The 22,100-nt window shown below is 68.9% G+C and carries 21 protein-coding genes; 18 read left to right on the top strand and 3 right to left on the bottom strand.

Features of this window, described 5'->3' with window-relative positions:
• On the top strand, positions 1-462 hold the full coding sequence (locus MKP05_RS09910; protein WP_110282189.1) for a YeeE/YedE family protein: 462 nt from the start codon (positions 1-3) through the stop codon (positions 460-462).
• The gene (locus MKP05_RS09905; RefSeq protein WP_110282188.1) at positions 459-872 is read left to right on the top strand and encodes a DUF6691 family protein; all 414 of its coding nucleotides are present in this window, start codon (positions 459-461) and stop codon (positions 870-872) included. The genes MKP05_RS09910 and MKP05_RS09905 overlap by 4 nt, the downstream gene beginning before the upstream one ends.
• Positions 873-903: 31 nt before the next feature.
• Here the strand turns inward: MKP05_RS09905 and dsbG are convergent, their stop codons facing one another.
• Complete coding sequence (gene dsbG, locus MKP05_RS09900; protein WP_110282813.1) at positions 904-1,662, bottom strand: thiol:disulfide interchange protein DsbG; 759 nt, start codon at positions 1,660-1,662, stop codon at positions 904-906.
• A gap of 105 nt (positions 1,663-1,767) precedes the next feature.
• On the bottom strand, positions 1,768-3,579 hold the full coding sequence (locus MKP05_RS09895; protein ID WP_240568137.1) for a sugar phosphorylase: 1,812 nt from the start codon (positions 3,577-3,579) through the stop codon (positions 1,768-1,770).
• Positions 3,580-3,731: 152 nt separating this feature from the next.
• Here MKP05_RS09895 and nrdR point away from each other — a divergent pair, with 152 nt between their 5' ends.
• The 11 genes from nrdR (at position 3,732) to MKP05_RS09840 (ending at position 16,715) form a co-directional block, all read left to right on the top strand.
• Positions 3,732-4,214, top strand: a complete 483-nt coding sequence (gene nrdR, locus MKP05_RS09890; protein WP_110282186.1) for a transcriptional regulator NrdR — start codon at positions 3,732-3,734, stop codon at positions 4,212-4,214.
• Positions 4,215-4,241: 27 nt separating this feature from the next.
• Positions 4,242-5,366, top strand: coding sequence for a bifunctional diaminohydroxyphosphoribosylaminopyrimidine deaminase/5-amino-6-(5-phosphoribosylamino)uracil reductase RibD (ribD, locus tag MKP05_RS09885; protein ID WP_110282185.1), 1,125 nt, complete (start codon positions 4,242-4,244; stop codon positions 5,364-5,366).
• Between the two features lie 197 nt (positions 5,367-5,563).
• A complete protein-coding gene (gene ribBA / locus MKP05_RS09880; RefSeq protein ID WP_240568136.1) occupies positions 5,564-6,733 on the top strand; it encodes a bifunctional 3,4-dihydroxy-2-butanone-4-phosphate synthase/GTP cyclohydrolase II in 1,170 nt (389 codons plus the stop codon).
• Between the two features lie 87 nt (positions 6,734-6,820).
• Positions 6,821-7,315, top strand: a complete 495-nt coding sequence (gene ribH / locus MKP05_RS09875; protein ID WP_110282183.1) for a 6,7-dimethyl-8-ribityllumazine synthase — start codon at positions 6,821-6,823, stop codon at positions 7,313-7,315.
• Positions 7,312-7,818, top strand: a complete 507-nt coding sequence (nusB, locus tag MKP05_RS09870) for a transcription antitermination factor NusB (RefSeq protein WP_240568135.1) — start codon at positions 7,312-7,314, stop codon at positions 7,816-7,818. Before ribH ends, nusB begins: the two co-directional genes overlap by 4 nt.
• A gap of 13 nt (positions 7,819-7,831) precedes the next feature.
• Complete coding sequence (thiL, locus tag MKP05_RS09865) at positions 7,832-8,800, top strand: thiamine-phosphate kinase (protein WP_240568134.1); 969 nt, start codon at positions 7,832-7,834, stop codon at positions 8,798-8,800.
• Complete coding sequence (locus MKP05_RS09860; RefSeq protein ID WP_110282180.1) at positions 8,797-9,270, top strand: phosphatidylglycerophosphatase A family protein; 474 nt, start codon at positions 8,797-8,799, stop codon at positions 9,268-9,270. The genes thiL and MKP05_RS09860 overlap by 4 nt, the downstream gene beginning before the upstream one ends.
• Positions 9,271-9,406: 136 nt before the next feature.
• Positions 9,407-10,645: a DUF945 family protein gene (locus MKP05_RS09855; protein ID WP_240568133.1), complete on the top strand. Its 1,239-nt coding sequence runs from the start codon at positions 9,407-9,409 to the stop codon at positions 10,643-10,645.
• 104 nt (positions 10,646-10,749) lie between these two features.
• Positions 10,750-13,197: an endopeptidase La gene (gene lon, locus MKP05_RS09850; RefSeq protein WP_240568132.1), complete on the top strand. Its 2,448-nt coding sequence runs from the start codon at positions 10,750-10,752 to the stop codon at positions 13,195-13,197.
• Between the two features lie 514 nt (positions 13,198-13,711).
• Complete coding sequence (gene ilvD / locus MKP05_RS09845; protein ID WP_240568131.1) at positions 13,712-15,556, top strand: dihydroxy-acid dehydratase; 1,845 nt, start codon at positions 13,712-13,714, stop codon at positions 15,554-15,556.
• A 76-nt stretch (positions 15,557-15,632) separates the two neighbouring features.
• Entirely contained in the window at positions 15,633-16,715 is a 1,083-nt protein-coding gene (locus MKP05_RS09840) for an oxidoreductase (protein ID WP_240568130.1), read from the top strand.
• 35 nt (positions 16,716-16,750) lie between these two features.
• On the opposite strand, the gene nudE is transcribed toward MKP05_RS09840, so the two are convergent.
• Positions 16,751-17,362, bottom strand: coding sequence for an ADP compounds hydrolase NudE (nudE, locus tag MKP05_RS09835; protein ID WP_240568129.1), 612 nt, complete (start codon positions 17,360-17,362; stop codon positions 16,751-16,753).
• Between the two features lie 190 nt (positions 17,363-17,552).
• Between nudE and yrfG the strand changes: the two genes are divergently transcribed.
• From yrfG to msrB, 5 genes are all read left to right on the top strand, one after another.
• Entirely contained in the window at positions 17,553-18,242 is a 690-nt protein-coding gene (yrfG, locus tag MKP05_RS09830) for a GMP/IMP nucleotidase (RefSeq protein WP_240568128.1), read from the top strand.
• Positions 18,235-18,624 (top strand): ribosome-associated heat shock protein Hsp15, encoded by a 390-nt coding sequence (gene hslR / locus MKP05_RS09825; RefSeq protein ID WP_110282173.1) that lies wholly within the window; start codon positions 18,235-18,237, stop codon positions 18,622-18,624. The genes yrfG and hslR overlap by 8 nt, the downstream gene beginning before the upstream one ends.
• A 12-nt stretch (positions 18,625-18,636) precedes the next feature.
• Positions 18,637-19,512: an Hsp33 family molecular chaperone HslO gene (gene hslO, locus MKP05_RS09820; protein WP_240568127.1), complete on the top strand. Its 876-nt coding sequence runs from the start codon at positions 18,637-18,639 to the stop codon at positions 19,510-19,512.
• 286 nt (positions 19,513-19,798) lie between these two features.
• Positions 19,799-21,388, top strand: coding sequence for a phosphoenolpyruvate carboxykinase (locus tag MKP05_RS09815; protein ID WP_240568126.1), 1,590 nt, complete (start codon positions 19,799-19,801; stop codon positions 21,386-21,388).
• A 155-nt stretch (positions 21,389-21,543) separates the two neighbouring features.
• On the top strand, positions 21,544-22,050 hold the full coding sequence (gene msrB, locus MKP05_RS09810; RefSeq protein ID WP_240568125.1) for a peptide-methionine (R)-S-oxide reductase MsrB: 507 nt from the start codon (positions 21,544-21,546) through the stop codon (positions 22,048-22,050).
• Positions 22,051-22,100 lie beyond the last annotated feature (50 nt).

Here is a 22,100-nt window from a genome sequence, read left to right as displayed (position 1 = left end):
GTGGATGTGACAGCGAGCCTGCAGGGGCTGGTCGGCGGTGTGCTGATCGGCCTCTCGGCCACCTGGTTGATGGCGACCCTGGGTCGTATCGCCGGCATCAGTGGGATCATCGGCAATCTCATCACCGTCAGGCCGAAAGGCGACAGCGCCTGGCGCCTGACCTTCCTGCTTGGCCTGATCAGTGGCCCTATCGTGCTGATGCTGCTTGGTGGCGGGCTGGGCAATGTGGCCGGTAGCCCGGATGGGGTGGTTGGCGAGCCGGCCGGCGGCGTGGCGGCGATGCTCGTCGCCGGTGTGCTGGTGGGGGCGGGCACCGGGCTCGGCAGTGGCTGCACCAGTGGCCACGGCGTCTGCGGCCTGTCGCGGCTGTCGGTGCGCTCGATGGTGGCCACGGTGACCTTCCTGGTGACGGCCATCGTCACCGTCTTCGTGGTGCGGCACCTGATCGGAGGTGGGGCATGAGAACCTTGATGGGCTATATCGCCGGCCTGTTGTTCGGCCTCGGCCTGGGCATCTCCGGGATGACCGACCCGGCCCGGGTGCTGGGCTTCCTGGATATCTTCGGTGCCTGGGACCCGACGCTGATGTTCGTGCTGGGTGGCGCCGTGGTGACCACCTTCATCGGCTACCGGCTGGTCTTCCGTCGTCCCGGCCCGCTCTTCGCCGAGGCCTTCCAGCTGCCGACCCGGCAGGACCTGGACGGACGACTGATCGGCGGCGCCGCGTTGTTCGGCATCGGCTGGGGACTCTCGGGCTACTGCCCGGGGCCGGCCTTCGCCTCCATTGGGGGGCTCACGGCGCCACTGCTCGCCATGCTGGTGGCGATGATCGCCGGCTGGTTCCTGGCCCGGGCGATTCCCGCCCGGGCCTGAGGTTCCGCCTGTCGGGGATGGCGCACGGTGCTCAAGGTGCCGCGCCACCCATCAGCTCGAGCAGATGCTCGTCGTCGGGCATGCCCTGGGTGCGTATCAGGCGGTCTCCGTCGCGTGCCATGGTCGTAGGGGTGGCGATCAGACCGAGCTCCTCGAAGAGCTGGTTGTTGTCGTAGACCTGCTCCTCGATCTCCCGGGGTTGGGCGGAGGGGGCGATCGACTCGCCGCTCTCGTGCTCGTGCAACGCCGAGGCGGGGTCGTCGGCCCCCAGCAGCGCGGCCGCCTTGGCCGGGCTGTCCTGGCCCAGCACGCCGACCATGATATGGCGCAGCTGTACCTCGCCGGCCTCGACCCACGGCCGCACCTCCTTCCAGAGCTGCCGGCAGAAGGGGCAGTTGGGGTCGGTGAAGGTGTAGACCACCCGTTGCGCATCGGGGTCGCCGTCGAGGATCCAGTGGCTGTTCTCCAACCTCTTCCAGAGTTCGGCAGTCTGGGCCGCGCGTACGTGCTCGTCGAGCGGGGCGCTGGAGAGGTCGTTGCCCTCGGCGTCCACCAGGGTGCCGACCACCGCATGCTCACCGTCGGCGGTGACATAAACGGCGAGCTCGCGTCCCTGGGCACTGGCGGCGTAGCCGGTCAGGCCCCCGGGGGCCGAGAACTCGGCATGGATGGTCAGGCCCTGGTCGGCGAGGGCCTGGACCGGGGCCGGCCAGTGATCGTCGGCCAGCACCGGGGCCGCCGCGGCGAACACCAGCAGGCCGGCGCGGAAAGCGAGAGGGAGGGAGCGCATGTCGTGGTTCTTGTCCATTCGTGGGCATGCTGTCCCGCTGACATTAGCATGCCGTCATCCCCTTGCCTTCCTTCCGGCATCCTCTCTTCGGTCACCCCAGGGCGTTCACCCGTCGTCGACGATGTCATCGCCGGGCAATACCAGCCAGAGGCTGCGGTAGGGGGCGAGGCTCTCGCCCCGCTGCCAGGGCGCGTTCTCCAGCAGGTCGAACCAGCGGTGCCGGCCGAGAACGGCGAGGCCCAGCGGCTGGCGCCGATCGCTGACATTGTGGATCGCCAGCAGGCGGCGGCCATCCGCCAGCGGGCCCCGTTCCAGTACCAGCAGTTCCGCGGCCGAGGGCACGACGCGCTGCGGAGCATCGGGATGGAAGCAGGGCTCCTCGCGACGTACCGCCAGGCGTCGCTTGAGGGCCAGGAAGACCTCTCGGGTCGGGGTGTTGCGGCTGTCGAGCAGTTCGTCCAATTCGTCGCGCTGCCAGTGGCGGCGGTTGATCGAGCGCAACCGCCCGCTGCGCTCGACACCCTCGTGGTCGTTGAGGGTGCCGGTCAGCGAGTGCAGGTAGAGCGCCGGGATGCCCTGCAGCGCCAGCATCAGGTGCTGGCTGCACAGGAAACGCTCCACCTGCCAGGGGTCCGGGCCGCGGTGCGTGCCCTGCATCGCCTCGAACCAGGTGATGTTGATCTCGTAGGGGCTGTCGCTCCCGTCGGCGTCGGCGCGCATGCTGACGAAGCCGCCGAAGCGGTGCATCAGCTCCAGCAGTGCCTCGATCTCGTGGGGTGGCAGCCAGCCCTCGAGCGGCCGTACCCCGATGCCGTCGTGGCTGGCGGTGAAGTTGAGGTAGCTGCAGCCCGGGGGCAGGGCGGGTAGGCTCTCGAGCCAACTGGCCAGGGTGCCGGCCTCGCCGCTGGTCAGGGTGTGAAGCAGCAGCGGCGGCAGGGGGAACTGGTAGACCAGATGGGCCTCGTCGGGGGGAGAGGGAAGACGATCGAGGCCCCCGTCCGAAAGACGATCGAGACCAAAGTAGCTGAGGTTCTCGCGATGGGGCACGTTGGTCTCGGTGAGCAGCAGGGTGCCCGGCGCCATGTGGTCGATGATGGCGCGCAGCAGTCGCACCACCTCGTGGGTCTGGGGCAGGTGGATGCAGGGGGTGCCGACCTCCTTCCAGAGGTAGGCGATGGCGTCCAGGCGGATGACCCGGGCGCCCTGCTCCAGATAGAAGAGCAGGATGCCGACGAACTCCAGCAGCACGTCGGGGTTGGCGAAGTTCAGGTCGATCTGGTCCTCGGAGAAGGTCGCCCAGAGGTGACGGGTGCCGCGGCGGGTCGATACCGGCACCAGCAGCGGGCTGCTGCGCGGGCGCACCACCGCCGAGAGGTCGGTGGCCGGGTCCATCTCGATGAAGAAGTCGCGCCCCGGCAGGCTGCCGCTCAGGTAGTCGACGAACCACAGCGATTCCCGCGACACATGATTCAGCACCAGGTCGACCATCAGGTCCCGGCGTTCGCCGAGCCGTCGGATATGCGACCAGTCGCCCAGCGCCGGGTCGACCTCGCGATAGTGGATTACCGAGAAGCCGTCGTCGCTGCTCCAGGGGAAGAACGGCAGCAGGTGGATACCGCTGAAGGTCTCCGGCAGGCGCGCCTCGAGGAAGGTCTCCAACGCCTCCAATGGCGGTCGGTCGCCGTCGAGCAGGCTGTCACCGTAGGTGATCAGCCACTGGTCGCGCTCGCTCCACAGCGGCATCGGCTTGCTGTGCCGGCGAGCCGGCATTGCACCACGCCGGTGCGAAAGCAGGGTCAGCAGGCGCCGCAGCACCTCCTCGGCGCGGGGGCCATAGAGGAAGGCCAGGCGGGCGCGGGCCCGGTCGATGAAGGCGGTCTCGTCCAGGGGGCGGGAGAGCGAGCGGGAGAGCGTCATGGGAAATCCGTCGATTGGCCGGGATGTCGTACGCCGCAGGCGTCGTGTCTTCCCTTGCAGGTCATGTGCCAACCGGGTGCATGCTGGGCGCTGACCCCGCAAGCCGTTACAATGCGAGATCGCTCACTTCACGTCGACCCCGGAATCCATCGATGCACTGTCCCTTCTGCGGAACCCATGACACCAAGGTGACCGACTCCCGGCTGGTGGCCGAGGGTGACCAGGTGCGTCGCCGCCGCCAGTGCGTGGCCTGTGGCGAGCGCTTCACCACCTACGAGACCGCCGAGCTGGTCATGCCGCGGGTGGTCAAGGGCGACGGTTCCCGGGAAACCTTCGACGAGAGCAAGCTGCGTGCCGGCATGCTGCGCGCCCTGGAGAAGCGCCCGGTCAGCGCCGAATCGATCGAGGCAGCGGTGGAGCGCATCCGCCAGACCCTGCGGGCCCGCGGCGAACGGGAGATCCATGCCCGCGACATCGGCGAGGAGGTGATGCACGCCCTCAAGCGCCTCGACCAGGTCGCCTATATCCGTTTCGCCTCGGTCTATCGCCGCTTCCAGGACATCGACGAGTTCCGCGCCGAGATCGACCGTCTGGCCCAGGAGCCGAGCTTCCGCCCGGACGACCCCCAGGACTGACGCCTTCCCACTCCAGCAAGGATTTCCATGGCCAAGCAGACCCCCGAAGCCTGGATGGCCCGGGCCCTGGAGCTGGCTCGCCGGGGCCTCTACACCACCGATCCCAACCCCCGCGTCGGCTGCGTGCTGGTCAAGCATCGCCGCCTGGTCGGTGAGGGGTTCCACCGGTGTGCCGGCGAGCCCCACGCCGAGGTGCATGCCCTGCGCGCCGCCGGCGCGGCCGCCCGGGGCGCCACCGCCTACGTGACCCTCGAACCCTGCTCCCACCAGGGGCGAACCGGCCCCTGTGCCGTGGCGCTGATCGAGGCCGGGGTGAAGAAGGTGGTGGTGGCCATGGCCGACCCCAACCCCGCCGTGGCCGGCCGCGGCATCGCCATGCTGCGCGAGGCCGGCGTCGACGTCGACGTGGGCATTCTGGAGGATCAAGCGAGGGAGCTGAATCCGGGCTTTATCATGCGCATGGACCATGGCCGTCCCTTCGTGCGGCTGAAGATGGCCATGAGCCTCGACGGGCGTACCGCGATGCGCTCCGGCGAGTCCCAGTGGATCACCGGCCCCCAGGCGCGGCGCGAGGTGCAGCGACTGCGGGCCCGTTCCAGCGCCGTACTCACCGGCGTGGAGTCGATCATCTTCGACAACTCGCGGCTCACCGTGCGGCCGGCCCAGCTCGAGCTCGACGAGGCGGAACTCATCGCCGGGCGCCAGCCGTTGCGGGTGGTGGTCGACAGCCACCTGCGCCTGCCCCAGGCGGCGGCCTGCCTGCGGGAGCCCGGCCGTACCCTGGTGGCGACCCGTGCCGACCCGGATCCCGAACGGCGCGAGCGACTCGAGACGGCCGGCGCCGAGGTGGTGGTGATGCCCTCGGCGGCCGACGGCCGGGTCGACCTCCATGCCCTGCTGCGTCACCTGGCCGAGGTGGAGCAGGTCAACGAGGTGCTGCTCGAGACCGGGGCGACGCTCGCCGGCGCCATGCTCGACGCCGGCCTGGTGGACGAGATGCAGTTGTTCGTGGCCCCGACCCTGCTCGGCGGCGAGGCGCGTCCGCTGTTCGCCCTGCCGGGGCTCGAGCGCATGGCCCAGCAGCGCCCGCTCGACATCCTCGATATCCGGGCCGTGGGCCGCGACTGGCGCATCACCGCCCGGCCTCGCTAGGCGAGCCACGAGCTGCGAGCGGTTGGTAACCACCCCGATAAGACGGAGATAGTTTGGAGCCCGAAGCCCGAAGCCAGAACTGGCGCCCGACGCCGCGCCACGGTACCCTGACGCCGTTTCGAGGCGGGGCGTTGCGCGCCGGCGACCCGACCGTCGCCGCGTCACGACATCCGCCACGCTGAATTTCTGGAGATTCCATGGTGCACTCCTCCTCCTCCGGGGGCCTGGCCCCCATCGAAGACCTGATCGAGGACATTCGTCAGGGCAAGATGGTGATCCTCATGGACGACGAGGATCGCGAGAACGAAGGCGACATCATCATGGCCGCCGAGAAGGTCGAGGCCGCGCACATCAATTTCATGGCGCGTCACGCCCGCGGCCTGATCTGCCTGCCGATGACCCACGAGCGCTGCGAGCGGCTGCGGCTGCCACTGATGGTGCGCGACAACGGCACCGGCTTCGGCACCAAGTTCACCCTCTCCATCGAGGCCGCCGAGGGCGTGACCACCGGCATCTCCGCCGCCGACCGCGCGCGCACCGTGCAGGCCGCGGTGGCCCGTGACGCCAGGGCAGAGGACATCGTCCAGCCCGGCCACATCTTCCCCCTGATGGCCGAGCCCGGCGGCGTGCTGCGCCGTGCCGGCCATACCGAGGCGGCCTGTGACCTGGCGGCGCTGGCCGGCCTCGACCCCAGTGGCGTGATCTGCGAGATCATGAACGACGACGGCAGCATGGCGCGCCGCCCGGAGCTCGAGCGCTTCGCCGCCGAGCACGGCCTGAAGATGGGTACCATCGCCGACCTGATCCACTACCGCATCCACAACGAGCAGACCGTGGAGCCGGTGGAGGCCACGCCGGTGAACACCGCCTTCGGCGAGTTGACCCTGCACGTCTTCCGCGACCGCATCCAGGGCGCCCACCACCTGGCGCTGGTCAAGGGGCACCCGACCCCCGAGGCGCTGACCACGGTGCGCGTGCACCTGGCCGACGTCATGCGCGACCTGCTCGGCCTGCAGCAGGGCGAGGGCGGCCACTGGACGACCCATAGCGCCCTCGCGGAGGTCGCCCGCGCCGATCACGGCGTCTTCGTGCTGCTCGACGACGGCCGTCCGCGCCAGGACTTCCTCGACTACCTCGAGGTGTTCCTGGAGCGCCGCCGTCCCCCGCGTACCAGCGATTCCGACGGCGCCGGCAACTACCTGACCATCGGCACCGGCTCGCAGATCCTGCGTCACCTGGGCGTTGGCCGCATGCGCCTGCTCAGCTCGCCGTGGAAGTTCTCGGCACTCTCCGGCTTCGACCTGGAAGTGGTCGAGCGGCTCGGGCCCGAGGACCGGGCTCCCGAGGACGACGTCCCCGGCGCCTGAGACCGACGAACGACGATCATCAACGGCACGGCACCGGCCGTGCCCCTGCGGATTCAGCAGGACGGGATTCACGAGGAACCTGGAACCATGCAACCGATTTCCCAAGTCGAAGGCAGCTTCGTCGACGTCGATGGCCGCTACGTGATCGTGGTGGGTCGCTTCAACCACCATGTGGTCGACAGCCTGGTTGAGGGCGCCGTGGACAGCCTGGTGCGCCATGGCGTCGATGGCGAGCACATCGATATCGTCCATGTCCCCGGGGCCTGGGAACTGCCGCTGGCGGTCAAGCGGGTGCTCAAGGTCGTGCGCCCCGAGGCGGTGATCGCGCTGGGCGCGGTGATCCGCGGCGGCACCCCGCACTTCGAGTACGTGGCCGGTGGCTGCAATGCGGCCCTCGGCAACCTGCAGCTCGAGTTCGATACCCCCATCGCCAACGGCGTGCTCACCGTCAACTCCATCGAGCAGGCCATCGAGCGCTCCGGCACCAAGGCCGGCAACAAGGGTGCCGAGGCGGCCATGGCGGCCATGGAGATGGTCTCGCTGCTGCGCTGCTTCAGCGACGATGACGGGGGTGAGGCATGAGCGACGAGCGCACCTCCCGCACACCCTCCAGGGCCCAGCTGTCGCGGCGCGCCGCTCGTGAGCTGGCGGTGCAGGGGCTCTACCAGTGGCAGATGACCGGCAAGTCGATCACCGCGGTGGAGGCGGAGTTCCGCAGCCAGGTGGCCGACGACGACCTCGAGGACCACGAGAACTGGCGCAAGGTCATGGAGATCGCCGACCTGGCGCTGTTCCATGAGCTGTTGCACAACGTGGTGCGCTTCAAGGCGGAACTCGACGCCACCATCTCCCCCTTGCTCGACCGTCGCCTCGAGGACCTCGATCCCATCGAGCTGGCCATCCTGCGGCTGGGGGCCTACGAGCTCTCCCGGCGTCTCGAGGTGCCCTATCGGGCGGTGATCAACGAGGGTGTCGAGCTGGCCAAGTCCTTCGGTGCCACCGACGGGCACAAGTACGTCAACGGCATCCTCGACAAGCTCGCCGGGCGGCTGCGTGCCGCCGAGGTCGCCGCCCGTCGCCGCTGAAGGTTGCCGCCGGATGCACAACGAATTCGAACTGATCGCCCGCTACTTCACGCCGGCGCCCCCCGCCCCCGAGGCCGGGGTGACCCTGGGCGTGGGCGACGACTGCACCCTGCTCGCCCCCACCCCGGGACATCGCCTGGCGGTCAGCGTCGACACCTCGGTGGCCGGCGTGCACTTCCCCGACGCGGCGCCGGCCGAGGCGATCGGCCACCGGGCCTTGGCGGTGAGCCTAAGCGACCTGGCGGCGATGGGCGCCCGTGCCCGCTGGTGCCTGATGGCGCTGACCCTCGCCCGGGCCGATGATGCCTGGCTGGAGGGCTTCTCCCGGGGCTTCCGGGCGCTGTGCGCCGCCACCGGCACCGCCCTGGTGGGGGGCGACGTGACCCGGGGCGCGACCACCATCGGCGTGACCGTGATGGGCGAGGTCGCCCCTCGGGCCGCCCTGACCCGCGGCGGGGCCCGTGCCGGCGACCTGCTGGCGGTGACCGGCGCCCTGGGCGGCGGGGCCGGCGGGTTGGCACTGTGGCAGCGGGGCGAGCGCGACCCCGCCCATCCGCTGCTGGTGCGCTACCTGTGGCCCCAGCCGCGGCTGGCGGCCGGCGAGGCCCTGCTGGGGCTGGCCACGGCGGCCATCGACATCTCCGACGGCCTGCTGGCCGACCTCGGGCATGTCCTCGAGGCCTCCGGCGCGGGCGCCGAGCTCGAACTCGAGGCCCTGCCGCTGGCCGAGGGGCTGGTGGCGGCCCTGGGTGACGAGCAGGCCCGACGGGCCGCCCTGGGCGGCGGCGATGACTACGAGCTGCTGCTGACACTGCCCGCCGAGCGGCTGGACGAGGCCCGCCGGCGTCTGGCCGCCCTCGGCCTGCCGCTCACCGTGATCGGCCGGATCACCGACACGCCGGGCGTGGTCGGGGCGGAAGACGGCGTCCCCGGCGGCTGGCAGCACTTCCAGGGCCAGCCCGACCAGGGAGAGAGGCCATGAACCGCGCGCCGGCCAGCGTCTGGCACCGTCCGACCCATTTCCTCGCCTTCGGGCTCGGCAGCGGCGCCGTGCCCTGGGCCCCCGGCACCTTCGGGACCCTGGCGGCCATTCCCTTCTACTGGCTGATCTCCGAGCTGCCCCTGAACTGGTACCTGGCGCTGGTGACGGTGTCCTTCATCGCCGGCATCTGGCTGTGCGACAAGACCTCCCGCGACCTGGGGGTGCACGACCACTCCGGCATCGTCTGGGACGAGTTCGTTGGCTACTGGATCACCATGGCGGCGGTGCCCTTTTCCTGGGAGGCCGCGCTGTGGGGGTTCGTCGTCTTCCGCATCTTCGATGTCTTCAAGCCCTGGCCGATCCGCTGGGCGGACCGCCGCGTGGCCGGTGGCTTCGGGGTCATGATCGACGATGTGCTCGCCGGCATCTACGCCTGGAGCACGATGCACCTGTGGTTATGGTTACACTGACGAGACGAATCGGTAACATGTCGATACACGGCGCCATGTGCGTGCGTGTGGCCTGCGACATGCCTCGGTGTCTTGCGATGGCCTGAGTCTCGGTAGCGGGTTGCCGGTGCCGGCATCCAGGGGAGGGGAGGCCGCGATGCGCAAGGAACGACTGATCGTCCCGGTGGTGGTGGGGCTGGCGGTGGTCTGGGCGGTGGCCCAGCTCGTCGCCGGGCTGCTGTTCGAGCGGGAGCTCGCCCGGGCCATCGACGACCTCGAGGCGCGGGGCGAGCTGGTGGTGGAACGCACCGATATCGAGCGGGGCTGGCTGACCTCCAGCGGGACCATTCGGCTGGCCCCCCTGCTGGGTGATGCCTGGCAGCTCGAGCTCAGCTACGAGGCGCGCCATGGCGTACTCAGCACCCGCGTCGACGGCCAGGTGATGCCGCGCCTCGGGCCGCATCAGGTGCGGCTGTTCGGCGATGCATTGCCCTCCACACCGCCGCGCTGGCGCGCCAGCTACCGCACCCTCGGTGGCACCCTGGACGGCAACATCCAGTTGGCGCCCTTCATCGCCCGGCAGGGCGAGCGTCAGCTGGACTTCGCCGGTGGCGAGATCCGCTTCGATGGCGAGTATGGCGACTGGCACCTGCTGGCCCGCCTCGAGGCGCTGAAGCTGAGCGACGGCCGGGCCACCCTCGAGGCGGGCCCGGTCGTCCTCGAGAGCCGCTATGCCTACACCGCCGGTGCCCACCACTTCACCCAGCACGACCTGCTGCGCACCGAGCGCCTGGCCTGGCGTCAGCCCGACCTGGAGCTGGAGGCGCGGGACCTGGTCTACCGGAGCCTGATGCATCTCGATGAGCGCGAGCTGAGCATCGACGGCGAGTTGACCATCGGCGAGGTGCAGGCCGCTGACCAGCTGCTGCTCACCGGCCGGGTGGGAATGGCGCTCTCGCGGATCAATGCCGATGCCCTGCGTGGCGTGCTGGCCGAGCTGCGCGACGAGGCGGCCCGGGGCGATGCCGCCCGGGAAGGACGCGAACTCCTGGCCAGGCTGGAGCCGGGACTGATCGCCATGCTGCAGGATTCGCCGCGTCTCGATGTCACCACGGTGGACCTGGACAGCCCCATGCTCGGCCTGGCGGTCCACGGCGACGGCGCGCTGTTCTTCGATGCCCGCCACCTCGACGAACTCAGCCTGCTCGGGCTGGATGACGAGCGGCAGCGGGTGCGCTGGCTGTCACGGCTGGACGGCGACTTCACCTGGCACGACGTGCCCACGGTGGTGGCCCTGTGGCTCGGCCTGCCGCTGGATACCCGCACCCTGGAGATCGACGTGGTGCGCGGCCAGGTGCGGGTCAACGGGCGTCCCCTGCCGCCGCTGTGGCGTTGAGCCGCGACGTCGTCGTGGGCCTCGCGACTTGAAGTCGGTACCTGTCGCCCGCATTCCTCTAACCAGTTTGCTTGCGTACACAACTCGGATCAGGACGACACGCCATGAGCGACGATCAGGAGCGCCCCGGGGACCCGGAGGTCCCGGGCTGGGCTCGGGAGCCATACGATGACGGTGACGAGCTTCCCTTCGACGAGGAGGAGCAAGGCCGCGGCCATGCCGTGGTGCCAGCCAGGGAGACCCTGCCCGAGCGCATCTACCTACTGCCGATCCATAACCGGCCGTTCTTTCCCGCCCAGGTGCAGCCGCTGGTGATCAACCGCGAGCGCTGGGAGGAGACCATGCGCCGGGTCGGCAAGACGCCGCACCATGTCGTGGGGCTCGCCTTCGTCGGCGAGACCGCCGTCGAGGAGCTCGGGCACGAGCACTTTCCCGAGGTCGGTACCGCGGTCAAGGTCCACAAGCTGCAGGGCGAGGAGCAGCAGATCCAGTTCATCGCCCAGGGGCTGCAGCGCTTCAGGATCCGGCGCTGGCTGTCGAAGACGCCGCCCTACCTGGTGGAGGTGAGCTATCCCCGCGAACCGGTGGACGCCGAGGACGACGAGGCCCGCGCCTACGCCATGGCGCTGATCAACGGCATCAAGGAACTGCTGCCGATCAACCCTCTCTATGGCGAGGAGCTCAAGCACTACCTCAACCGCTTCAGCCCCCACGAACCGGGGCCGCTGACCGACTTCGCCGCGGCCATCACCTCGGCCAAGGGACACCTGCTGCAGGATGTGCTGGCGACCCTGCCGGTGGTGACGCGGATGCAGAAGGTGCTGCCGCTGCTGCACAAGGAGATCGACGTCGCCCAGCTGCAGAGCGAGATCAGCGAACAGGTCAACGCCCAGATGCAGGAGCGCCAGCGCGAGTTCTTCCTGCGCGAGCAGCTCAAGGTGATCCAGCGCGAGCTCGGCATCTCCAAGGACGACCGCGAGAACGATGTCGACACCTTCCGCGAGCGACTCGAGGGCCTGACGGTGCCGCCCAGGGTGCTGACGCGGATCGAGGAGGAGCTCGACAAGCTCTCGGTGCTGGAGACCGGCTCGCCGGAGTACGGCACCACCCGCAACTATCTGGACTGGCTGACCTCGATGCCCTGGGGCGTGCACAGCGCCGACAACCTGGACCTCCCCCACGCCCGGGCCATTCTCGACCGGGACCATGACGGCCTCAAGGACGTCAAGGAGCGGATCATCGAGTTCCTCGCCGAGGGCACCTTCAAGGGCGACGTGGGGGGCTCGATCCTGCTGCTGGTGGGGCCCCCCGGGGTGGGCAAGACCTCCGTCGGACGCTCCATCGCCGAGGCGCTGGGGCGTCAGTTCTACCGCTTCTCGGTGGGCGGCATGCGCGACGAGGCCGAGATCAAGGGGCATCGGCGCACCTACATCGGCGCCATGCCGGGCAAGCTGGTGCAGGCGCTCAAGGAGGTCGAGGTCGAGAACCCGGTGATCATGCTCGACGAGATCGACAAGCTGGGGCAGTCCTTCCAGGGCGACCCGGCCTCGGCGCTGCTCGAGGTGCTCGACCCCGAGCAGAACGTCGACTTCCTCGACCACTATCTCGACGTGCGCCTCGACCTCTCCAGGGTGCTGTTCGTCTGCACCGCCAACACCCTGGACAGCATCCCGCCGGCGCTGCTCGACCGCATGGAGCAGATCCGTCTCGCCGGCTATATCGCCGAGGAGAAGCTGGAGATCGCCCGGCACCACCTCTGGCCCAAGCTGCTCAAGCGCGACCGCATCCCGAAGAAGCGTATCAACCTCACCGAGGCCGCGCTCAAGCAGGTGATCGAGGGCTATGCCCGGGAGGCCGGGGTGCGCCAGCTCGAGAAGCAGCTGCATCGCATCGTGCGCAAGGCGGCGGTCAAGCTGCTGGAGAACGGCCAGCAATCGGTGCGGGTCTCGGTGAACAACCTCGAGACGTTTCTCGGCGCGCCGCTGTTCCGCAAGGAGCGGGTGCTCCAGGGCGAGGGGGTGGTCACGGGGCTCGCCTGGACCGCCATGGGCGGGGCGACCCTGCCCATCGAGGCCGGCAAGGTGCATGCGCTCGACCGCGGCTTCAAGCTCACCGGCAAGCTCGGCGAGGTGATGCAGGAGTCGGCCAACATCGCCTACAGCTACGTGCTGGGGCACCTGAACGAGTTCGGTGCCGATGCCGACTTCTTCGATTCCGCCTTCGTGCACCTGCACGTGCCGGAAGGCGCCACGCCCAAGGACGGCCCCTCGGCCGGGGTGACCATGACCACGGCGCTGCTCTCGCTGGCCAAGCATCGCGCCATCGGCCGGTCACTGGCGATGACCGGTGAGCTGACACTGACCGGCCAGGTGCTGCCGGTGGGCGGCATCCGCGAGAAGATCATCGCCGCCCGCCGAAGCGACATCTTCGAGGTGATCCTGCCCGAGGCCAATCGCCGCGACTTCGACGAGCTGCCCGACTTCCTCAAGGAGGGCATGACGGTGCACTTCGCCGGCCGCTACCCTGACGTGGCGCGGGTAGTGTTCGGCTGAAGGCGCCAAGCTGCTTGGAATGAGCAGCGAATGAGGGCCGTCGGGCGCTGCAGCGAAGCGATATCTACCCGGGAACGCTGGCTACGAGCGCAGCGGCGCGCGGAAATCGGCAGGGATGCCGATTTAGGGCCGGCAAGAGGGACCTCGATCCGGCCCGACGCGTTGGCCGCAAGCGAAGTGCCAGGGTTTCGTTCCCGGGATCGTGAGCGCAGCGGCCGGCTGGCCTCTTAGGCTTGGGAACGCGGCTTTCCCGGCGACAGGCCTTCGCGGAGGCGCTGTGAACCCTTCCTTGGGCGCTACTTTTTCCATCCCTGGAAAAAGACCTCCGCATCGACCTGTCCCCGGCGCCGCTCACGTCAGCAGGTACTTGCTAGCATCCTCCCGTCGCTTCCCACTTGTGGCAAGGCCGCGCCGCTCGTGCCAGAATCAACGGCCAACCTGGACACCGAGACCGTCGGGCCGCCCCTCCTGAGCGTGGGGCGGTCCAAGACGGCGTAAGCGCACAGAGGACACCATGCCCGAGTATCGTTCCCGCACCACCACCGCCGGCCGCAACATGGCCGGCGCCCGCGCCCTGTGGCGTGCCACCGGCATGAAGGACGACGACTTCCACAAGCCGATCATCGCCGTGGCCAACTCCTTCACCCAGTTCGTGCCCGGTCACGTGCACCTGAAGGACATGGGCCAGCTGGTGGCCCGCGAGATCGAGAAGGCCGGCGGGGTGGCCAAGGAGTTCAACACCATCGCCGTGGACGACGGCATCGCCATGGGCCACGACGGCATGCTCTACTCGCTGCCGAGCCGCGACATCATCGCCGACAGCGTCGAGTACATGGTCAACGCCCACTGCGCCGACGCCCTGGTGTGCATCTCCAACTGCGACAAGATCACGCCCGGCATGCTGAATGCCGCCATGCGCCTGAACATCCCGGTGATCTTCGTCTCCGGCGGGCCCATGGAGGCGGGCAAGACCAAGTTGCTCGACCACGGCATCGACCTGATCGACGCCATGATCTCCGCCGCCGACGACCGCTACAGCGACGCGGAGATCGAGGAGATCGAGCGCAGCGCCTGCCCGACCTGCGGCAGCTGCTCGGGCATGTTCACCGCCAACTCCATGAACTGCCTGATGGAGGCGCTGGGCCTGGCGTTGCCGGGCAACGGCACCGTGCTGGCCACCCACGCCGACCGTCGTCGCCTGTTCGAGGAGGCCGGCCAGCGCATCGTCGATCTCGCCAAGCGCTACTACGAGGGCGGGGAGAGCCACCTGCTGCCGCGGGCCATCGGCTCCCGGGCGGCGTTCGCCAACGCCATGACCCTGGACATCGCCATGGGGGGCTCCACCAATACCATCCTGCACCTGCTGGCCGCTGCCCAGGAGGGCGAGGTCGACTTCACCATGGCCGACATCGACCGGCTGTCGCGGGAAGTGCCGCAGCTGTGCAAGCTGGCGCCCAATACCCAGCAGTACCATATCGAGGACTGCCACCGCGCCGGCGGCATCATGGCGATCCTCGGCGAGCTCGACCGCGCCGGGGTGCTCGATACCCGGGTGCCCACCGTCTACGGCGACACCCTCAAGGCGGCCCTGGACGACTGGGACATCATGCGCTCGCCGAGCCCCGAGGTGGTCGAATTCTACAAGGCCGGCCCCGGCGGCATCCCCACCCAGGAGGCCTTCTCCCAGGCCGCCCGCTGGCCGAGCCTCGACGGCGATCGTGCCGCCGGCTGCATCCGCGACCTGGAACATGCCTTCTCGCGGGAGGGCGGCCTGGCGGTGCTGTTCGGCAACATCGCCCAGGACGGCTGCGTGGTGAAGACCGCTGGCGTCGACGACTCCATCCTGGTCTTCGAGGGGCCGGCCCATGTGGTCGAGTCCCAGGACCAGGCCGTCGAACACATCCTCGAGGGCAGGGTGACCGAGGGCGAGGTGGTGGTGATCCGCTACGAGGGTCCCAGGGGGGGGCCCGGCATGCAGGAGATGCTCTATCCGACCTCCTATCTCAAGTCCAAGGGCCTGGGCAAGGCCTGTGCGCTGATGACCGACGGGCGCTTCTCCGGCGGTACCTCGGGACTCTCCATCGGCCATGTCTCGCCGGAGGCCGCGGCGGGTGGCGCCATCGGCCTGGTCGAGAGCGGCGACATCATCCAGATCGACATCCCCAACCGCGCCATCAACGTCAAGCTGACCGATGCCGAGCTCGCCGCGCGCCGCGAGGCGGAAGAAGCCAAGGGCAAAGATGCCTGGAAGCCGAGCATCCAGCGTGACCGCAAGGTCTCGGCGGCGCTCAGGGCCTATGCGCTGCTGGCCACCTCGGCGGACAAGGGCGCGGTGCGCGACCTGACCAGGCTCGATTGAACGGCCCCGACCCCGAACCCGACCCCGGCCCAGCGCCGGGGTTTCCTTCTGTTCCCCTCCGCAAGGAACCCCGACCATGAAAACCCATACTCTGAGTGTCGGCCTGGTCGGCTACGGCATGGCCGGCCGGACCTTCCACGCCCCCTTGATCCACTCGGCCCCCGGGCTCGAGCTGACCGCCGTGGTCAGTCGCGATGCCGAGCGGGTGCATGCCGACCTGCCCGAGGTGGCGGTGGTCGACAAGGCCGCCAGGCTGTTCGCCCGGGCCGACATCGACCTGGTGGTGATCGCCACGCCCAACGACACCCACTTCCCGCTGGCCAAGGCGGCGCTCAACGCCGGCAAGCATGTGGTGGTCGACAAGCCGTTCACCATCACGCTGTCCGAGGCACGCCTGCTCAAGGCCCAGGCCGAGGAAGCCGAGCGGATGATCAGCGTGTTCCACAACCGGCGCTGGGACAGCGACTTCCTGACCCTCAAGGGGCTGGTGAAGGACGATACCCTCGGGCGGGTGGTGGCCCTGGAGTCCCGCTTCGATCGCTTCCGGCCGAACGTTCCCGACCGCTGGCGCGAGCAGCACGGGCCCGGCGCCGGCATCTGGTACGACCTCGGCCCGCACCTGCTCGACCAGGCCCGCGAGCTGTTCGGCATGCCCAGAGCGATCCTGCTGGATCTCGCCACGGTACGCGACGCTGCCGAGGTGGATGACGACTTCCTGGCGCTGCTGGAGTACGACGGGCTACGGGTCAGCCTTCAGGCCAGTACGCTGGCCGCCGAGCCGACGCCGCGCTTCCGGGTCCATGGTACCCGGGGCAGCTTCGTGAAATATGGCCTCGACCCCCAGGAGGACCGTCTCAAGGCCGGTGAGACACCTTCGCCGCAGTGGGGGGAGGACCCGGTGTTGGCCAGCCTCACCCTGGCCGAGGGCGCCGACGCCAGCCCGGTGGCTCGCGAGCTGCGCTGCCAGCCCGGCGACTACCTGGCTTACTACTCCGGCATCGCCGACCACCTGCTGCATGCCACCCCGGTACCGGTGGACATCGACGAGGCCATCGAGGTGATGACGCTGCTGGAGACCGGCCTCGACAGCTATCGCCAGGGGCGCTGGCTGAAGCTGAAGGAGGGTAATGGCCTCAGGAAGCGACTCCACACCCACTGAGCCCCGGCGCGAGGGCGTCCCGGCGCTCCGCTCGCCTACCAGAGCGTCGGGGGTTCTGCCTCGTTGCGCAGTCGTTCCCGGGCGATGAACAGGGCGGCGATGGCCCGGGCCTCGTGGAAGTCCTCCCTGGCCAACAGCGCCGGGAGCTCGTCGAGGGCGTGGGTCTCGACGATCAGCGGCTCCGGTTCGTCGCCGGGCAGCCGTCTCGGATACAGGTCGGTGGCCAGCAGCACCTGCATGCGGTGGCGCATGTAGTTGGGCGCCAGCGACAGTTCCACCAGCGGCTCGATGCGATGGGCCCCGAAACCGCACTCCTCCATCAGCTCGCGGTTGGCGGCGCTGACGATGTCCTCGCCGGGGTCGACCAGCCCCTTGGGCAGGGTCAGTACGTAGTCCTCGAAGCCGGCGGCATACTCGCGGATCAGCAGCACGTGCTCGGGGTCGGGCATGGCGACGATCATCACCGCCCCCTGGTCGCTGCCGGTGAGGCGCTCGAAGGTGCGCTCCTCGCCGTTGGAGAAGCGCAGCTCCAGCGCCTCGACATGGAACAGGCGGCTCCTCGCCACCGACTGGCGCGCCAGCACGCTGGGCTTCTCGGGCCAGGACTTGTCGGCACGGGGGCTGTACGGGCCGGGGGAATCTGACATGGGCTCTCCCATTGAGCGGTCGTCGAGCAGGGCTATCGCAGTTGACTGTAGCGCGGCCTGCCGGCGGATCAGCCCCGAGCAATGCTGCTATCTGCGATAGCCCGGTCGTCGAGTGGGTGGAATGCGCCGTCGGCATCGATTGGGTACAATATCACGCCTTCCGCCACCACCGACGCCATCCGGAGCCGCGATGATCGACTGGCGCGCCATCGACACCGTCCTGCTGGACATGGACGGCACCCTGCTGGACCTGCACTTCGACAGTCACTTCTGGCTGGAGCACCTGCCGCGGCGCTATGTGGAACTGCACCGCCTGGACGAGGCCACCCAGGAGGAAGTGCGCTCGCGGGTCCTCCACGAGAAGGGCACCCTGAACTGGTACAGCCTGGCCTACTGGAGCCGCGAGCTCGATGTCGACATCGTCGCCCTCAAGCGCGAGATACAGCACTTGATCGGTCTGCGCGGCGATGCCCTGGACTTCCTCAAGTGGCTCAGGCGGGCCCACCCCCGGGTGGTGCTGGCCACCAATGCCGACCGCGAGAGCCTCGAGCTCAAGCTGCCGCTCACCGGACTCGAGGCCTATCTCGACGCCATCGTCTCCTCGGCCGACCTCGGCGTGCCCAAGGAGGAGCAGGGGTTCTGGTTTGCGCTGCAGGAGGTCGAGCCCTTCGATCCGAGCCGCACCCTGTTCATCGACGACAACCCCTCGGTGCTGGAGAGCGCCCGCGAGTTCGGCATTCGCTACCTGCTGGGCATCAAGCAACCCGACAGCACCCGCCCCGAGAAGGACCTCGAGGAGTTCATTGCCCTGGACCGCTTCGCCGCCATCCTGCCCGGCAACCTCCCGCCGACGGCAGAAGAGGGGAGTGGCCATGGATAGCGTGCGGCTCGACAAGTGGCTGTGGGCGGCCCGCTTCTTCAAGACCCGGGCGCTCGCCAAGAAGGCCATCGAGGGCGGCAAGGTGCACTACAACGGCACCCGCGCCAAGACCAGCAAGAGCGTCGAGATCGGTGCCCTGGTCCGCGTGCCCCAGGGCTGGGACATCCTGGAGGTCGAAGTGGTGGCGCTCTCCGACCAGCGCCGCGGCGCACCCGAGGCCCGCGAGCTCTACCGCGAGACGCCGGAGAGCGTCGCGCGCCGCGAACGCGAGGCCGAGGCCCGCCGCCTGACCAACCAGGCGATGCAGCATCCCCTCAAGCGCCCCGACAAGAAGCAGCGCCGCGAGATCCAGCGCTTCCAGCGTCGGCAGGACGACGACTAGACAGAGAGATTCATGACCGACCAGATCCAGCGTTTCCTCTTCGACAACACCAATGTGCGCGGCGAGATCGTCACCCTCGAGCGGGCCTACGCCGAGGTGCTCGAGCGCCACGAGTATCCCCCGGTGGTCAACCGCCTGCTCGGCGAGCTGCTGGCCGCCGTGGCCCTGCTCACCGATATGGTCAAGCTCGACGGCACCCTGAGCATCGAGGTGCGCGGCCAGGGGACCCTCGCGCTGCTGATGGCCGAGTCCAACCCCGGCGGCGAGCTGCGCGCCATCGCCCGCCTGGCCGAGGACCGGCCGATCCCCGGTGACGACACCGGCTTTCGCGAGCTGCTCGGCCAGGGGCAGATCATGATCACCATCGATCCGACGGAAGGGCACCGCTATCAGGGCGTGGTGGCGCTCGACCGGGATAGCCTGGCCGGCTGCCTGGAGGACTACTTCACCCAGTCGGAGCAGTTGCCGACCCGGCTGTGGCTCACCGCCGACGGGGCCCGTGCCGGTGGCCTGCTGCTGCAACGCCTGCCCGACGAGTCGATGAACCGGGACGCCGATGCCTGGGAGCGCACCCAGCAGCTCGCCGCGACCCTGAAAAGCGACGAACTGCTGGGGCTCGAGCCGCTCGAGGTGCTGCGTCGCCTCTATCACGAGGAGACCGTGCGGGTCTTCGACCCCAGGGCGCTGCACTTCGGCTGCACCTGTTCCCGCGAACGCATCGCCTCCGCGCTGCTGACCCTGGGCGAGCAGGAGCTGCGCGAGGTGTTGGCCGAGCAGGGCAGCATCGACACCCAGTGCCACTTCTGCCATACCCGCTACCACTTCCCGGCCGCCGAGATCGAGGCGCTGCTGGCCTCGCCGGATGGCTCGCCGCCCACCCTGCATTGACGTGGCGGTTGCCGGCGGCGGTGAGAGCCGGCAGGGCAATGCTGCATGGCACAATCGATTTTGTAGCGAACGGCTTCGATGTAGTAGTAAAACTACATGAAGTTCGGCCAGGAGCGGCGTTTCCCGCCGGCCCTCTTTTTGCCATAATGGCGCCGCTTTTCATCGGCACGATCGCCGCCACAACGAGACGGGAATACCCGCACCCGGCGATCGTTGGCACGTCACCCGATGCGTCATCGACGCCCGGCAAACGAGAGAGAACCGGCCGCAAGGCCCAGGAATCGACATGACCACGACCCAAGCCGCTTCCCAGGCTGCCAGTGTGCAGCAAGCCGCCACCGCCCAGGCCCACGTCAACCTCAGCAGCGCCGAGCTGATCGAGCGTGCCGTGACCCGTGGCGAAGGCCGCCTGGCTGCCAACGGTGCCCTGGTGGTGAACACCGGTGCGCGCACCGGCCGCTCGCCCAAGGACCGCTTCATCGTCGACGAGCCGTCCACCAGTGCGCAGATCGACTGGGGCAGCGTCAACCGTCCCTTCGACAGCGGCAAGTTCGACGCCCTCTGGGCGCGCGTCGAGACGCATCTGAACGGCGGCGAGCGTTTCGTTTCCGAACTGCACGTGGGCAGTGACCCGGTTCACTACCTCCCGGTGCGGGTGACCACCGAGACGGCCTGGCACAACCTCTTCGGTCGCACCATGTTCGTGCGCCCCGAGGCGTTCAACCCCTCCGCCAAGGAGGCGTGGACCATCCTCAACGCTCCCTTCTTCGAGTGCGACCCGGCCCGTGACGGCACCAACAGCGACGGCTGCGTGATCCTCAACTTCGCCCAGAAGAAGGTGCTGATCGCCGGCATGCGCTACGCCGGCGAGATGAAGAAGTCGATGTTCTCGGTACAGAACTTCCTGCTGCCGGCCTCCGACGTCCTGCCCATGCACTGCTCCGCCAACGTCGGCGAGGACGGCGAGACCACCCTGTTCTTCGGCCTCTCCGGCACCGGCAAGACCACCCTTTCCGCCGACCCGGCGCGCTTTTTGATCGGCGACGACGAGCACGCCTGGGGGCCGGGCACCGTCTTCAACATCGAGGGCGGCTGCTACGCCAAGTGCATCGACCTCTCCGAGAAGAACGAGCCGGTGATCTGGAAGGCGATCAGGTTCGGTGCCGTGCTCGAGAACGTGGTCCTCGATGATCGCCGCGAGCCCGACTACACCGACGACAGCCTGACCCAGAACTCGCGTGCCGCCTATCCGCTGGAGCACGTCGACAAGCGCGTGCCCGAGAACCGCGCCGGCGAGCCCAACGCCATCATCTTCCTGACCTGCGACATGTCCGGCGTGCTGCCGCCGGTCTCGGTGCTCTCCAAGGAAGCCGCAGCCTACCACTTCCTCTCCGGCTACACCGCCAAGGTCGGCTCCACCGAGATGGGCTCCTCCGCCGGTCTCGAGGCGACCTTCTCCACCTGCTTCGGGGCGCCCTTCTTCCCGCGCCCGGCGCGCGAATACGCCGATCTGCTGGTCAAGCGCGTGGCGGCCAGGGACGCCCAGGTCTACCTGGTCAACACCGGCTGGACCGGCGGTGCCTACGGTGAGGGCGGCGCGCGCTTCTCGATCCCGACCACCCGCGCCATCATCAGCGCCATCCAGTCCGGCGTGTTGCGCGACATCGAGACCCGGCACATCGACGGCCTGAACCTCGAGGTGCCGGTGTCCGTGCCGGGCGTCGACTCCCGCCTGCTCGACCCGCGCGAGACCTGGGCAGACAAGGCCGCCTACGACCGACAGCTGAACGAGCTGGCCGCCAAGTTCGTCGACAACTTCAAGAAGTTCGACGGCGTCAACGAGGCCATCGTCAAGGCCGGGCCCAGCCTGATCTGAGGTGATGTTCGACAGCGAACCGCCGGTGTCGCCGGCGGTCTGAACGGGGGAAGGGCGCGCGTCCTTCCCCCGTTTACTTCATGCATCCGGATTGCCTTGCCTGTCGAGGCGTAGGGATAGGGAGAAACGGCGATACCCAACGCGGGAGGCTTGTCATGCAACGACGCCATTTCCTGGGAATGCTGGGGGCGGGCAGTCTGGCCGGGCTGGTGCCGGGTCTGGCCGGCGCGCGTCCCAAGCTGGAGCTCAGCGCCGCCCCCGGCGTCGAGCCGCTGGAGCTCAGCGACGCCGAGTGGCGTGAGCGGCTGACCCCCGAACAGTACGAGATCCTGCGAGAGGAGGGCACCGAGCCACCCTTCTCCAGCCCGCTGGACAAGGAGTGGGGGGAAGGGGAGTACCGCTGCGCCGGCTGCGACCTGCTGCTGTTCACCAGTGCCATGAAATACGACTCCGGCACCGGCTGGCCGAGCTTCTTCGAGCACGTCGAGGGGCACCTGCTTACCAGCGTCGACTACTTTCTGGTCTTCCCGCGCACCGAGTACCACTGTGCCCGCTGCGGCGGCCATCAGGGCCACGTGTTCGAAGATGGCCCCGAGCCCACCGGCCTGCGCTGGTGCAACAACGGCCTGGCCTTGCGTTTCAGCCCGGCTATGCCGGGCTGAAGCCTTAAGCTTCCAGCTTCTAGCTTACGGCTCCCGGCGCAGCCGGGCTT

Source organism: Halomonas flagellata, assembly GCF_022487945.1.
GTDB classification, from domain to species: Bacteria; Pseudomonadota; Gammaproteobacteria; order Pseudomonadales; family Halomonadaceae; genus Halomonas; species Halomonas flagellata.
Note: the sequence above shows the minus strand (reverse complement) of the source record. Positions and strands in the feature narration are given on the sequence as shown.

Excerpts from the sequence above, each read along its gene's own strand:
- ilvD (WP_240568131.1), top strand. The coding sequence starts at position 13,712 with ATGCCCGAGTATCGTTCCCGCACCACCACCGCCGGCCGCAACATGGCC.
- yrfG (WP_240568128.1), top strand. The coding sequence starts at position 17,553 with ATGATCGACTGGCGCGCCATCGACACCGTCCTGCTGGACATGGACGGC.
- MKP05_RS09905 (WP_110282188.1), top strand. The coding sequence starts at position 459 with ATGAGAACCTTGATGGGCTATATCGCCGGCCTGTTGTTCGGCCTCGGC.
- MKP05_RS09855 (WP_240568133.1), top strand. The coding sequence starts at position 9,407 with ATGCGCAAGGAACGACTGATCGTCCCGGTGGTGGTGGGGCTGGCGGTG.
- msrB (WP_240568125.1), top strand. The coding sequence starts at position 21,544 with ATGCAACGACGCCATTTCCTGGGAATGCTGGGGGCGGGCAGTCTGGCC.
- nusB (WP_240568135.1), top strand. The coding sequence starts at position 7,312 with ATGAGCGACGAGCGCACCTCCCGCACACCCTCCAGGGCCCAGCTGTCG.
- hslO (WP_240568127.1), top strand. The coding sequence starts at position 18,637 with ATGACCGACCAGATCCAGCGTTTCCTCTTCGACAACACCAATGTGCGC.
- ribH (WP_110282183.1), top strand. The coding sequence starts at position 6,821 with ATGCAACCGATTTCCCAAGTCGAAGGCAGCTTCGTCGACGTCGATGGC.
- MKP05_RS09895 (WP_240568137.1), bottom strand. The coding sequence starts at position 3,579 with ATGACGCTCTCCCGCTCGCTCTCCCGCCCCCTGGACGAGACCGCCTTC.
- MKP05_RS09815 (WP_240568126.1), top strand. The coding sequence starts at position 19,799 with ATGACCACGACCCAAGCCGCTTCCCAGGCTGCCAGTGTGCAGCAAGCC.
- hslR (WP_110282173.1), top strand. The coding sequence starts at position 18,235 with ATGGATAGCGTGCGGCTCGACAAGTGGCTGTGGGCGGCCCGCTTCTTC.
- lon (WP_240568132.1), top strand. The coding sequence starts at position 10,750 with ATGAGCGACGATCAGGAGCGCCCCGGGGACCCGGAGGTCCCGGGCTGG.
- nrdR (WP_110282186.1), top strand. The coding sequence starts at position 3,732 with ATGCACTGTCCCTTCTGCGGAACCCATGACACCAAGGTGACCGACTCC.
- nudE (WP_240568129.1), bottom strand. The coding sequence starts at position 17,362 with ATGTCAGATTCCCCCGGCCCGTACAGCCCCCGTGCCGACAAGTCCTGG.
- thiL (WP_240568134.1), top strand. The coding sequence starts at position 7,832 with ATGCACAACGAATTCGAACTGATCGCCCGCTACTTCACGCCGGCGCCC.
- dsbG (WP_110282813.1), bottom strand. The coding sequence starts at position 1,662 with ATGCGCTCCCTCCCTCTCGCTTTCCGCGCCGGCCTGCTGGTGTTCGCC.
- ribD (WP_110282185.1), top strand. The coding sequence starts at position 4,242 with ATGGCCAAGCAGACCCCCGAAGCCTGGATGGCCCGGGCCCTGGAGCTG.
- MKP05_RS09860 (WP_110282180.1), top strand. The coding sequence starts at position 8,797 with ATGAACCGCGCGCCGGCCAGCGTCTGGCACCGTCCGACCCATTTCCTC.
- MKP05_RS09840 (WP_240568130.1), top strand. The coding sequence starts at position 15,633 with ATGAAAACCCATACTCTGAGTGTCGGCCTGGTCGGCTACGGCATGGCC.
- ribBA (WP_240568136.1), top strand. The coding sequence starts at position 5,564 with ATGGTGCACTCCTCCTCCTCCGGGGGCCTGGCCCCCATCGAAGACCTG.